Source organism: Campylobacter peloridis LMG 23910 (assembly GCF_000816785.1).
GTDB classification, from domain to species: domain Bacteria; phylum Campylobacterota; class Campylobacteria; order Campylobacterales; family Campylobacteraceae; genus Campylobacter_D; species Campylobacter_D peloridis.
Genome location: NZ_CP007766.1, coordinates 347730 through 360498, shown reverse-complemented (window position 1 = coordinate 360498; position 12769 = coordinate 347730). Strand labels below are relative to the sequence as shown.

Below are 12769 nucleotides of genomic sequence, written 5' to 3'. Positions count from 1 at the left end.
AATGCAATCTTATGAAGATAGTTTAAAAAGTTTAAAAAATGTTATAAATTCTTATGAAAAGATAGAAAAAATAGCCTTAACAGAATGTTTAGACAGAATTTTAGCCACAGATATAATATCCTTAAAAGATCATCCTGAAATTCCAACTTCAGCTATGGATGGATATGCTATAAAATTTGATGATCAAGATGAAAATTTAAAAATCATAGGAGAAGTTCCTGCTGGAAAATTCCCTAATTTTAAACTAAACAATAAAGAATGTGTTAAAACCTTTACAGGTTCGTTAATGAGTGAAGGTAGTGATACTTTAATACCTGTAGAAAAAGTGCAAATAGAAAATGATATTTTAATCATAAAAGAAAAAGTTAGCAAAGGCTTTGCCGTAAGAAAAGTAGGAGAAAGCTATAAAAAAGGTGAAATTTTGTTAAAAAAAGGCACAAAAATAAATTATAGTGAAATAGCACTTTTGGCAGAGCTTGGATATTTTCATATAAGTGTATTTATAAAGCCTATAATAGGAGTTTTAAGTAGTGGTAGTGAAATAAAAGATCTTGGAGAAAGCTTAGAAAATCCTGCGCAAATTCGCTCATCAAACCATGTAGCCATAGCAAATATGGCAAAAAAATTACATTGTGATATTAGAATTTTTCCACTTTTAAGTGATAATAAAGAACAAACAAAAATTGCTATAAAACAAGCATTAAATTCTTGCGATATTTTAATCACCACAGGCGGAGTTTCTATGGGTGATTTTGACTTTTTAAAACAAGCTATAAAAGATTATCAAATCATCATAGATAAAGTAAATACAAAGCCTGGCAAACACATAAAAATAGCTAAATGTGAAGAAAAATTTATCTTTGCTTTACCTGGCTTTCCATATTCAGCTATGGTAATGTTTAATTTATATGTTAGAGAATTATTAAATACTTGGCTTTTACAAGAAAAAGACTATGTATTTAAAGCATTTTTAAATGCTGATTATAAGAAAAAAAGTCCGCATTTAGAATTTGTAGCTTGCAATGTGGAATTTAAAGATGGAAAAATATATGCGAATTTAAAAGGCAAAAAAGAAGGCTCAAGTGCTATCATAAACAACCTAAACAACAAAGCTGCATTAATGATAGCAAATGATAATATAAAAGAAAATGATTTAGTAGATATTGTTTTGATGCCTTGATGTGAAAATGCAAAAGATGTAATTTGCTAAATTTTAACTTTAAAATTAATAGAGTGTAGATTAAGATTGTATTTTTTAATTTTTGTGAGTTGTTTTGATATTATTTTTTTCAGTATTTTTTAAATAATTTACTATGACTGCCTAGTTTTAAAATATTTAATTCTAATTCATTGTTATGTTTTTGATAAATCAATAATAAATTAGACTTTATGTGACATTCTCTAAAATCTTTTAATGCACCTTTTAATTGATGATCTTTATATTTTGGTTCTAAAATTTCATCATTAGAAAGCTTTATGATAACTTTATCTGTTATTTTACGCTCTTCGTTGCTTATTTTTGCATAGGCTTTTACAAAATCTTTATGATAATAAATTTTATATTTTGCCATCTTGATAAGCTTTCACAAATTCTTGATGTGAATTAAAGCTTAATGCGGTATTGTCTTTTTTTTCTTTATTAAGCTCTTTACTTGCATTTAATATCTTATTTTCAAAACTACTTAGTTTAGGTTTAGAAACTTTACATTTAGCATTTATACTTTTAGCTAAACCTTTAAATGCAGGTAAAAATTCTTCATTAACATTTTCAATAATAAGAGTCATGAATTTCCTTTCTCAAGCCATGTAATATAATTATATTGTATTTTAATCAATTTTTATAAGCAATTTTACTACAAAAACCTATTTTAAGAGATTAGAAATAGATTTTTTTATTTTGCTTGTTTTTATTTAAACAAATACAAAGTTAAAATTTTAAATAGCAAGCTTAGACTAAGCGCGAATATATAATATGCTCTAATTTCAGCAAAACAAGATTTTAACTCTACAACAGATCAAATTAATGCTAGCGAAAACGGCAAAATTGCTATGAGAAATACACCTAAAGATATTGTTTGTGGTGGTTTAGGTGTTGCAGGGAAATAAATGATAGCAAATGATGATATAAAAGAAAATGATTTAGTAGATATTGTTTTGATGCCTTAAATAAGTGCTTTTTGAATTTTTTCTAAAAGCACTTTAGCTTTTTCTTGATTTTGCTTTAAATCTTCCACAATTTCTTCTACTTCACGCAAGGATTTTTCTTCTTTTGTATTTGGATTTTTAGCACTTATATCGTAGTTTCTATTTCTTAATTCTTCCAAACTTACTATATAAGAATTTGGTGTGATTTTTCTATCTTTATAGCATTTTAAAAAATCTTTAAAATGTGAATACTCTAAAGGCTTATTTTTAGTAAGTTTAAAAGGTGGTATAAGCTCATAATAATACACTCCATCGCCTTCGCAAATGCATTTTTTGCCTTTAGAGAAAAAAAGCACATTAGTCTTAACAGCACTATAAGGCAAAAATACTCCACTTGGCAAGCTCAAAACACATTCTAAATTAAAATCATCCAATAAATCTTTTTTTACATTTACAAAGGCATTTGAATTTTGAAAAAGCACGCCTTCAGGCACGATGATAGCACATCTTCCGTTGTTTTTTAAAGATTTTAAAATATGCTGTAAAAACAAAAGCTCAGTAGCATTTGATTTTATAGGAAAATTTTCTTGAATTTGTTCTTTTTCTTTGCCTCCAAAAGGTGGATTTGCAAGTATTACTTCGTATTTTTCTTTTTCTGTTATATCTGTGATTTTTTTACTTAAAGTATTTGTTTTTATGATATTTGGACTTGAAATTTCGTGTAATATCATATTCATAACGCCCATTGCATAGCTAAGTGGAGTTTTTTCTTTACCAAAAAGTGCGTCATTTTTTAAAAATTCAAGCTCTTCTACGCTTAAATTTGCTTTTTCGCCTTTAGTTCTATCTTTATACAAAATATGCAAAAAACTCTCAACCAAAAATCCACAACTACCACAAGAAGGATCATAAATTCTTTCTTTTGCTTTAGGATCTATCACTTCTACCATAGCTTTTATCAAAGGACGCGGAGTGTAAAATTCTCCACTATTTCCACCATCACTACCCATATCTTTTAAAAGTTTTTCATAAACTTCACCTAAAGCAAATACCTCATCTTCTTTATTAAAACTAATCTCATCAACTAAATTTATCACTTCTCTTAAGGTATGGCCATTTGCTATGCGATTGTCTATAAATTCAAAAATTCCACCTATTTTATACTCTATGCTTTTAAAATCATCATTATTTTTAAAATTTTTAAGATAAGGAAAAAGCTCTTTATTTACAAATTCAAGCAAATCCGATCCACTCAAAGCATTTTTTACATCAAGTTTGCCATCTTTTTTCGGTGCTGCCCAAACACTCCAGCTAAATTTTTCTTCTAAAATGCTTTTATAATCTTTGCCATCTAAAAATGCTAAATCTTTTAAATTCATCTCATAATCATCTAAAAATTTCAAAAACAATATCCAGCTAATTTGCTCGCTATAATGCATAGCACCGCTTATGCCGTCATCTCTTCTTAAAATATCTGTGATTTTATCTATTTTACTTTGCATTTTTATCCTTAAAAATCAAATTTTTTAACACTTATAATCTTCCTTTAAAGGCTTTATCTAATAATGATTTTTTAAGCTCTTGTAAATTTTTTATCTGTGCTTTATAATTTTGTTTTAAATCTTTTATATTTAAAGAAAGCTCATCTAAATACGATGCGATTTGCTCTTGCTCTTGTAAAGGTGGTAAAGGGATTTGTAAATTTTTTATATAAGTTTGACTTATATTAGGTTGAGCTCCACCAAAAGAATCTTTGATAATTTTATCTCTTATGAAAAATAAAAAATAAAAAAGAAATTTTTCAAAAAATTTAATATTTTTATTATCTTTATGCAAAAATGCACAAATTGCTTGATTTGTAGCTGAATATAAATCTAAAATACCTAATTTTCCAGCTGTAGCTCCATACATAGCGATTAGCAATGTTCCCTTTGGAAATATTTTAGCCGATGAATTTTCAATAGCTTCTTGAGTTATATTTTCTTCTATAAAATTAATATATCCATCATTTAATTCTCCACTTTTCAACCATTTAATTGTTCCATTTTCCCAGTATTCTTTTTTATTTCTTGATGGTGTTCCACCGCTACTAGTAACCGCAATATCACCTAAGCTTTTCCATTCCCAACCTTGCGGGAGTTGATAATTTCCTTTAGAATTATCTTTTAAAGGATTAAAAGCCTTTTGTAAAGCACTTTGCATCAACTCATCTAAATTTAGCAAATCCTGCTCTAAAATTTTAATACTTTCATCTATATTTGCAAAACTCTCATCTAAAATCCCCACTATCCTTTCTTGCTCTTGTAAAGGTGGTATAGGGATTTCAATATTATGTATTTGTTCTGTACTTAAATTTGGTTGAGCAGCGCCAAAAGCATTTGCAAGATTTTGCTCACTATTACAATATAAAAACCAAAAAACATATTTTCTTAAAATATTGTTATCAATTCTTAGCAAACCAATTCTTTGATTTAAATAAGCTTTATCATTTAAATTATATATTCCTATTTTACCGGTAGTAGCACCACTCATAGCTATTAATATATCATTTTTAAATATTAAATAATTATCTAAACTATTTTTATAATCATTAGGATTACAAAAAACCAAATCATCTAAAATAATATTTTCATTTTGTATATTTTTAATTCTTATAATAGGAATTCCATCATTGCAAAATAAATTACTTTTAAATGCAAAACCATTTTTTAATTTAACAATATCACCAAGCTTTTTAACTTCCCAACCAAGCGGTAAATTTGTCATTTTATTTTGCATTATTATTCTCTTCTATTAGATTTAACAATAATTCTATATTATGCTTTATAAAATCATTTTTTGGAAGATTAATTTTGGGATATAAAACTTCATAAGTATTTTTATAATATTGTTTTAAATTATCTAAAAAACCATATTTATTTATAATTTGAATCATTTGCTTGTCACGATTTGAAATATTATAGCTAGAAATATTTTTATATAAGCAAGTATCGCTTATATTATATAACATATATTCACCAAAAACATAAGAATATTTTTTTGAATCCAATGAAATAGCTTTATCAATATAATCTTTTTCTTCAATTAATAAAGACATAGCATTGCTTACCATTTGTGGAGTATTTATTTTTTCTGCTAAAAATCCGAAAATTCTATCTTCGGTTATAAATTGATATTTATTCATACAACAAATACTAAAAATGCTTATTTCTCGTCTTAATTCAATAGGTATATCTTCCAAATTACTTATTGTATGTTTAGTATCATCAATAATTTGTTTGAAATCTACTAATTTTAATATATGCTCTAATTTTTCCTTTACCTTGAAGTTATCTATTTTTAGTAATCCATTAGAGCTTAAAGAATAAATTTCTTGATTTTTTGAATTTTCTATATTTTGAATTTTATATTGTATTTCAAGAATAATACTTTTTGGTATAAAAACATCTTTTCTTTGTAAAACAACATCAAGTTTATTAATATGCTGTAATAATACAATAGAAGAAAAAGTTAATATTTTATTTACATTCCAAGGAATGCATTTATTTGAGTAAAAATTAATATTTTCATCTTCTATAAGCATTGGAATTAATTCTATATAGTCAAACCCTAAACCATTTTTTAGTTTAAATAAATAGCAATTTTGATTATCAAATTGCGAAATAAGCTCTTCTCTTTCTTGTTTTATAGGAAAAGTTATATTGTTAAATTCTTTTATAAAAGATTCTAAAGGATTGTTGTTATCTATGTTAATTTGATGAACATTAGGAAGTTTTTTTTGAGCTATTATTGTTAAATAAAAATTAAAAAATATTGACTCTTTAGCATAATTATCATCTTTTAATTTTAAGTCAAATTCAAAACCATCTATGATATTGATATAATTATAAGAAGGATCAATTTTATTATAATAACTTTTACTTATGTATGCTTGTCTTGTATTTTTATCGTATAAAATTGTATCTTGGACTATATCAATATTATTATTTGTAATATATTTATCATATATTCTACAAATAAAATCGATAATTTCTTGATCTAAATTATTTATAGGATACTCTAAAAGTTGCTTATTTAATTTAAAAATTATATCTGTATCTATCTTTTTATAAAATAGCAAAGAATGATATAACAATTGCATAAGCTCTATCAAATTTAGATTATCAAGATCAGATTTTAAATAATTTATAGCTTTTGCAAGTAAATTATTATCAAGAATTTCTTTATAATTATCATAATAATTTTGTAAAATATATAATGTATGTTTAGATAGGATTGTTTTATCTAAATTTTTATCATTCCAAAGATCTTGCGTAATCTTTAAGCTTTTTTTATATTCACCGCAATTTAAATATATACCAGATATTTCTTTTTGATATAAAGTTTGATCTATATTTTCGATAAAATTTTCAAATTGATTTATATTAATATTATTATAAAAATAAGATAAAGCTAATTCAACCAATCCATTGTATTTATCTTTAAATTTTAAAATTATATCTGTCCAAAAATTAAAATTTTGCTCTTGAAAAAACAATATTATATCTTTTATAAAATCACAATTTAAAGTTGTATCTAATTTAGAATATAATTTTTCTAATTCATTATTTGAAATTGATTTTTTCATCTTTAAATTTAAAAAATCATATATTATATCAGATTCAGATTCACTTGCTATAAATTGTTTTATTTCTTGTACTACTTCAAATTTATTATTAAAACAAATTTTTGTAAAATAAAATATTAAGTTATGCTTATATAATAATTTATAATTACTAGATAAGAAGCTATGAGCCTTTTTATCTTTATGGATATCGCAATATGTAATATAGTCATACATTAATTTAAAATCTTTAGTTTCTAAAATTTTATCTTGTATCATATTGTGATCTATATCATTTTTTACAATATCAATATATGAAAAATAAAAATGATCAAAAAGTTCTTTTTCGTTTTTTGTGTAAAAATCTATAAATTTATCATTTTCTTTAAATAATAATAAAATTTCACAATAATTATATTTAATATACTTTTGATAATCAAATCCAAAATATTGCAGGTTATCATTTTGTATAATATTTTCTAAGATAGCTTGATAATTTCTTATATGGTTTTTATTTTTTAAAATACTTCTATTGTATTTTCTAGTAAAAAATTTTTCAATTACATACAGCATTTCTAAAATATTTTTTTTCTGCAAAAAATTAAGTTTATTTTCTTTTATAAGTGTTTTGCATAATTCTATAAACAATAATGCATCATTTTCATTTTGTTCTTTAAAAAAAGATTGTGTGTATAAATTTGCTTTTAAAAATTCACTCTTTTCTTTTTCTTTTAACTTGTCAAATAATTCTTTTGCTTGTTTTATATCTCCTATATTTAATGCATACATAAAATCAAAATACTCACTAGATCTATTTGTTTGTTTTTCTATTAAAAAATATTGTTTTATCTCGTTAAATTTGTTTAGATCTTTTTCATGCATACACAATGATAATTGAATTTCTTTAAAAGAATTATCTATAAATTCCTTATATTCTTTTTCAAGATAATATAAATTTTCTTTAGTTTTTTCATAATTACATAAGTCAAAATAATATTTTGCTTCATTTACTAACAATAAGTAATTATTTTTTTTATCACTCGAATTATCTCGTTTATATTCTTTTAGTATTTCAAAAGATTTTTTAAATTCCCCATTATAAAAATAATCTTCATTCTGTTTAATGAAAGAAATTATATTAGAATTAAAATGATTATGGTTTTCTTGTTTTATACTACCAAAGTTAAAAAAACTAGATAATTTAAAACCAAACATTCTTTTAATCACTTATTTGAATTTTCTTGTTTTATACTACCAAAGTTAAAAAAACTAGATAGTTTTAAACTAACTTTATTTATATTTTTTCTAGTTTTTTTATTAAATCTTAAATATAAAGCAAAACAACTACCAACAAATCCTCCGACTAACCCACTAATAATTGAAATTAATATATCCATTTTTCTCTCCTTTAATTTAAATAAATCTCCCTTTGTAAATCATCAAAGCTTTGTTTTAGAATTTCTAAGCCACCAAATTCATTAGCTAATTCTCTAGCATTACCTAAAGAACTAAGCTCTATAAGCGGTTGCAAATCTCCATCGAAGTCTTTTATGCCGTATTCTTGATATCTATTTGGTAAAAATTCTATGAATTTTATAGCTTTTTCTTTTTGAAAGCGTTTCAACTCACCAAGCTTTTTAATCTCCCAACTTTGTGGAAAATTTGTCATTGTGTTATTTTGCATTGTTTAATTCTTTAAATTTAATTGCTAATTTATCCATAAAAGCATATGAGCTTACATAATTATTTTTTTCTGCTTCTTTATTTGCCTTTTGAGCATTTGCAATAGCCGTGTCAAGATTTTGTTGTATGATATTTGTAAAATTATAATTTTTAGTATAATCTTGGATGTATTCTTTTAAACAAACACTGATTAATTCTATGCAAGGGCTATTTGTGCTAAATGATTTTGTAGTGTATGTAAAATGTAAAAGTATCCAAAATTCAAAACAAGGATTTGAAATAATTGCTTCAAATTTGTATTTTTTACATTTTTGCTTTGCTTTGTCAAAATTTAAATGCGTATCTTTATCAAACACACAATAAATTTTATCATAAGAATTTTCCTTACTTTTTTCTTTGGCAAATTTAACAACCTGTAAAGGGCTTGACTTTTTACTTGATAAGATATTTATACTTACATTACTTAAGCTAAAAAAATCTTTTAATTGATTTAAATAGTTTTTTTCTGTTTTTTCACCTTCACACACTATGAGTATAACTTCGTTTTCTTGTCTTTTTGGATTCCTACTTCTTAGCGTTTTATTTCTTTTATGCAGATCATCAGTTCCCATTATCACTCCAAGATGATAATATTTCTTTAAAATAAGGCAAAGCTCCAAAACGCCCCAATAAATAATCACTTTCCAAATTTGTTTTATCTTTTCTTACTTTAAAATCACTCAAAGGATAAAGCTTGGTTGCTTTATTTTGCTTTTCGCAAAACCAAATTTGATCCCTTCTAAATACTTCCTGATTTAATATAGAAGTATCGTGAGTGGTAAAAATAAGCTGAGCATTTGATTTGTTTAAATTCTCATTGTGAAAAAGATTTACTAAAAATTTTGTCATCAAAGGGTGTAAATGGGTATTTAGCTCATCTATTATTAAAATGTTTCCTTTTTTTAAAGAATCAATCCAAATACCTGCTATATTAAAAAATTTTCTTGTGCCATCTGATTCATCGTTAAAATTTAAAAATTTTATTTGATTTTTTTGACTTAAATGCATAAAAGATATATCTTCTAGTATTTTTGCATTTTCTAAATTTTGAATATTTTTAACTTCTTGAATAATTTTTTCTTTGAGTTCTTGTGGAATATTTTGAAGATTTGATGGTAATGAATTTTCATCAATATCGCTTGTTTTAATCTCTACACCTTCTATATCCAAATCAGCTATTTTAAAAAAATTATTGATCAATTCTTTATTTTTTTCATATTCGTTAATTGTAATATTTATTCCATTATCCCAGCCTTGCGAATTTGTTATTTGAAGTTTAAGGTTAAAAAAATCAAACACAGGTTTTAACTGCTCGTTATTTAATTGAATAGCCACAGATAAAAATAAAGCATTATCTCTAGTATTTTCAGCCCATAATTGTTTAGAACCTATAAATTTAGCTCCAAAAGAATAATTATATTTTTCTTCTTTTTCATTATAAATTCTTTCAAACCACTTTTGAGCTCTATTGCTTTCACCAAAAATCAAAAGCCATTCTTCTAAAATTTTTTCAGAAGTTAAAATAAAGCCATATTGATATCTTATACCATTTTGTATAAAAATGATTTCAAATTTTGTAGGTTTATCATTTTCATTTCCTAATAAAAAAGGTGTTATAGGTAGTTTATCTCCTCTTTGTTTTTTTGCACTTGAAATAACAATGGTTTTCATAGCTTGCAAAGCTTTTATAATATTTGATTTTCCAGAAGCATTTGCTCCATAAATCACACTGCTTTTTAATAATTTTAATTTTTCATCATTACCAATATGAGAATTTAAAAAAGTATTATCACTACTTGCAACCATACTTAAAACTTGTTCATCTTGAATAGATAAGAAATTCTCCACTCTAAATTCTATAAGCATATTTTTTCCTAAAATGTATTAAAAAATTATTTTCAAAGATTATTTTAACGAAAAATCTCAAATTTACACTTAAAAAATAATCTTAATTTGCATAAATTTCCCTTTGCAAATCATCAAAGCTTTGTTTTAAATTTTCTAAACTTCCAAATTCATTAGCTAATTCTCTAGCATTACCTAAAGAACTAAGCTCTATAAGCGGTTTTAAGCCATCATCGAAGTCTTTTATGCCGTATTCTTGATATCTATTTAGTAAAAATTCTATGAATTTTATAGCTTTTTCTTTTTGAAAGCGTTTCAAAAACTCGCTATTTTCTACTTGCAAAACACGCTCTTGCCTTGTTTTTATCTCGCTATTAAAGCTTAAATGCGCTAAAACATCATATATATCACAATCTTTTTCAAAAATTTCATTTAGATCTTTTAAAGCTTCTTCATCTATACCATCATTTTTAAGATTTTGTAAGAATTTTTTTCTATTGTCCTTATCACTCCAAATCTCACGCAATTTTGTTTCATCATCATAATATTCACCAAGCTTTCCTATCAAAAATTCTAAAAATTCTTTAGTGCTAAGTGGCTTACCTTGTGCTCCTACATAACTTGTAGTTATATCTAATACCTTAAGCTTTGTGCCTTTTAAGTGTATGGTTACGCTCTTTTTTTCTTTGCTTTCTTCTTTTGTTTGTTTTATTTGTTCTTTAGTGATTTTTTCTTTTTCGTTTTGCTCTTTTAGTTCTTCTATTTTTTCACCATCCCATTTTGGATCATAAAAAAGCTTAGTAGCACCGACAAAATCAAGTATAGTAAAAAAATCCTTACCTTCATAAACTCTAGTGCCACGCCCGATGATTTGCTTAAATTCCACCATAGAACCTATATTTGCTAGCAATACTATATTTCGCACATTTTTTGCATCAACTCCAGTTGTAAGCATTTTAGAACTAGTAAGTATGACAGGATAGCTTTTGTCATTATCTTGAAACAATTCTAAATACTTAAGCCCTATTTTACCTTCATCACTTGTAACTCTTACACAATAATCATCTCTTTTTACGCTTTTATATTTATCTATTGCTCTTTTTACTTCGCTTGCGTGAGCTTGATTTGCACAAAAAATTATGGTTTTATCCATAGGGTTTATAAGCTCTAAAATTTTCTTAGCGATAAAATCATTATATCTTGGTAAAAATATATTTCTTTCAAATTCGCTTTGTTTATAAAAGCCTTTTTCAAGCTCTCCTTGTATCAAATCATCAGGATTATAAGTATAGCCATCACTTAGAGTTGTTTTGATAAGTTTTACTTTATAAGGTGTCAAAAATCCATCTTCAATACCACTTTTAAGACTATAATCATAAACACTTTCACCAAAATATTTATAAGTGTCTATATTTTCTTCTTTTTTTGGAGTAGCAGTTAAGCCAAGCTGAGTAGCATAAGAAAAATACTCAAGCACAGCTCTCCAACTGCCTTCTTCGTTTGCTCCGCCTCTGTGGCACTCATCTATAATGATAAGATCAAAAAAATCTTTTGGATATTGAAGATAAAATTTACTTTCTTGTTCTTCTTGAGTATTTGAAGCTAAGCTTTGATAAATTCCAAAGAAAACATCTGAACTTATTATTGTTTTTCCATCGTTTTTTCTTATCTCTTCGGCACTAATTACTCTACAATCTTTCTCTATTGGATTAAATTCTCCTAGGGCTTGTTTTCTTAGACTTATTCTATCGCACAAAAACAATATCTTAGGTTTTCTATCTTTGTTTTCTTTATTCCATTTTGCTTCTAATAAACGATAACACAAAGCAAAAGCTATGGTTGTTTTGCCCGTGCCAGTAGCAAGAGTGAGTAAAATTCTATCTTTATTATTTATAATAGCTTCTATGACTTTATCTACTGCTATTTTTTGATAATATCTTAATTCTTTTTGCGGTATATACATTGGCTTTTGTGTTAAAAGTTTATATTGCCATTCTTTTAAATTTCCAAAAATTCTATCAAAAAGCTCTTTAGGAGTTGGAAATTTATCTATGTATTCACCGCTATGACTTCTCATATCGTATTCATAAATTTTTTCTCCATTGCTACTATATACAAAAGGCACATTTAAAATCTTTGCATATTCTATGCCTTGAGATAAACCATCTAATGGATCTTTGCTAAATTTTTTAGCTTCTATTATGGCAAGGTTGTTTCCTTCATATCTAAGCAAATAATCAGCAAATTTTCTTTGTGCTCTTTTACCACCTAAAAGTTTTCTACCATCTGTAAAATAATAATTTCTCTTAATGTTTTCTTCACTCCAAGAGCTATTAGAAAGCTTTGCATCTATAAATTTTACTCTAGTATCATCTTCTGAAAAAAAATTATTTTCCATATTTTCCTTAGAATACAAAATTTTAAATGATTATATCATAAAAACAAAACAAAACC

Annotated in this window: 10 protein-coding genes and 1 pseudogene; 1 reads left to right on the top strand and 10 read right to left on the bottom strand. The window is 25.1% G+C overall.

What is annotated here, in order from left to right; all coding sequences use genetic code 11:
- Window position 1: 1 nt before the first annotated feature.
- The gene (locus CPEL_RS01785) at window positions 2-1180 is read left to right on the top strand and encodes a molybdopterin molybdotransferase MoeA (RefSeq protein WP_044598370.1); all 1179 of its coding nucleotides are present in this window, start codon (window positions 2-4) and stop codon (window positions 1178-1180) included.
- Between the two features lie 109 nt (window positions 1181-1289).
- On the opposite strand, the gene CPEL_RS01780 is transcribed toward CPEL_RS01785, so the two are convergent.
- The 10 genes and pseudogenes from CPEL_RS01780 to hsdR form a co-directional block, all read right to left on the bottom strand.
- Window positions 1290-1571: a type II toxin-antitoxin system YafQ family toxin gene (locus CPEL_RS01780; RefSeq protein WP_044598369.1), complete on the bottom strand. Its 282-nt coding sequence runs from the start codon at window positions 1569-1571 to the stop codon at window positions 1290-1292.
- A complete protein-coding gene (locus CPEL_RS01775) occupies window positions 1558-1785 on the bottom strand; it encodes a hypothetical protein (RefSeq protein WP_044598368.1) in 228 nt (75 codons plus the stop codon). Before CPEL_RS01775 ends, CPEL_RS01780 begins: the two co-directional genes overlap by 14 nt.
- A 377-nt stretch (window positions 1786-2162) precedes the next feature.
- On the bottom strand, window positions 2163-3647 hold the full coding sequence (locus CPEL_RS01770; protein ID WP_044598367.1) for a type I restriction-modification system subunit M: 1485 nt from the start codon (window positions 3645-3647) through the stop codon (window positions 2163-2165).
- Window positions 3648-3678: 31 nt separating this feature from the next.
- A complete protein-coding gene (locus CPEL_RS01765; protein ID WP_049984558.1) occupies window positions 3679-4923 on the bottom strand; it encodes a type I restriction/modification system, S subunit in 1245 nt (414 codons plus the stop codon).
- Window positions 4913-7963, bottom strand: coding sequence for an RloD family protein (locus CPEL_RS01760; protein ID WP_044598366.1), 3051 nt, complete (start codon window positions 7961-7963; stop codon window positions 4913-4915). Before CPEL_RS01760 ends, CPEL_RS01765 begins: the two co-directional genes overlap by 11 nt.
- A gap of 8 nt (window positions 7964-7971) precedes the next feature.
- Window positions 7972-8145, bottom strand: coding sequence for a hypothetical protein (locus CPEL_RS09150; RefSeq protein ID WP_158337679.1), 174 nt, complete (start codon window positions 8143-8145; stop codon window positions 7972-7974).
- A gap of 11 nt (window positions 8146-8156) precedes the next feature.
- Window positions 8157-8372: pseudogene (locus tag CPEL_RS01755) on the bottom strand (type I restriction-modification enzyme R subunit C-terminal domain-containing protein); the annotation flags it as partial.
- Window positions 8373-8421: 49 nt separating this feature from the next.
- Window positions 8422-9042 carry an RloB family protein gene (locus CPEL_RS01750; RefSeq protein ID WP_044598364.1) on the bottom strand — a complete coding sequence of 207 codons (621 nt, stop codon included), beginning with the start codon at window positions 9040-9042 and terminating at the stop codon, window positions 8422-8424.
- On the bottom strand, window positions 9032-10336 hold the full coding sequence (locus CPEL_RS01745) for an AAA family ATPase (RefSeq protein ID WP_044598363.1): 1305 nt from the start codon (window positions 10334-10336) through the stop codon (window positions 9032-9034). The genes CPEL_RS01750 and CPEL_RS01745 overlap by 11 nt, the downstream gene beginning before the upstream one ends.
- 82 nt (window positions 10337-10418) lie before the next feature.
- Window positions 10419-12713, bottom strand: a complete 2295-nt coding sequence (hsdR, locus tag CPEL_RS01740) for an EcoAI/FtnUII family type I restriction enzme subunit R (protein WP_044598362.1) — start codon at window positions 12711-12713, stop codon at window positions 10419-10421.
- Window positions 12714-12769: the final 56 nt, after the last annotated feature.

Coding starts and splice junctions, on each gene's coding strand:
- CPEL_RS09150 (WP_158337679.1), bottom strand. CDS start 8,145: ATGGATATATTAATTTCAATTATTAGTGGGTTAGTCGGAGGATTTGTT.
- CPEL_RS01760 (WP_044598366.1), bottom strand. CDS start 7,963: ATGTTTGGTTTTAAATTATCTAGTTTTTTTAACTTTGGTAGTATAAAA.
- CPEL_RS01780 (WP_044598369.1), bottom strand. CDS start 1,571: ATGGCAAAATATAAAATTTATTATCATAAAGATTTTGTAAAAGCCTAT.
- CPEL_RS01765 (WP_049984558.1), bottom strand. CDS start 4,923: ATGCAAAATAAAATGACAAATTTACCGCTTGGTTGGGAAGTTAAAAAG.
- CPEL_RS01775 (WP_044598368.1), bottom strand. CDS start 1,785: ATGACTCTTATTATTGAAAATGTTAATGAAGAATTTTTACCTGCATTT.
- CPEL_RS01785 (WP_044598370.1), top strand. CDS start 2: ATGCAATCTTATGAAGATAGTTTAAAAAGTTTAAAAAATGTTATAAAT.
- CPEL_RS01745 (WP_044598363.1), bottom strand. CDS start 10,336: ATGCTTATAGAATTTAGAGTGGAGAATTTCTTATCTATTCAAGATGAA.
- CPEL_RS01770 (WP_044598367.1), bottom strand. CDS start 3,647: ATGCAAAGTAAAATAGATAAAATCACAGATATTTTAAGAAGAGATGAC.
- CPEL_RS01750 (WP_044598364.1), bottom strand. CDS start 9,042: ATGGGAACTGATGATCTGCATAAAAGAAATAAAACGCTAAGAAGTAGG.
- hsdR (WP_044598362.1), bottom strand. CDS start 12,713: ATGGAAAATAATTTTTTTTCAGAAGATGATACTAGAGTAAAATTTATA.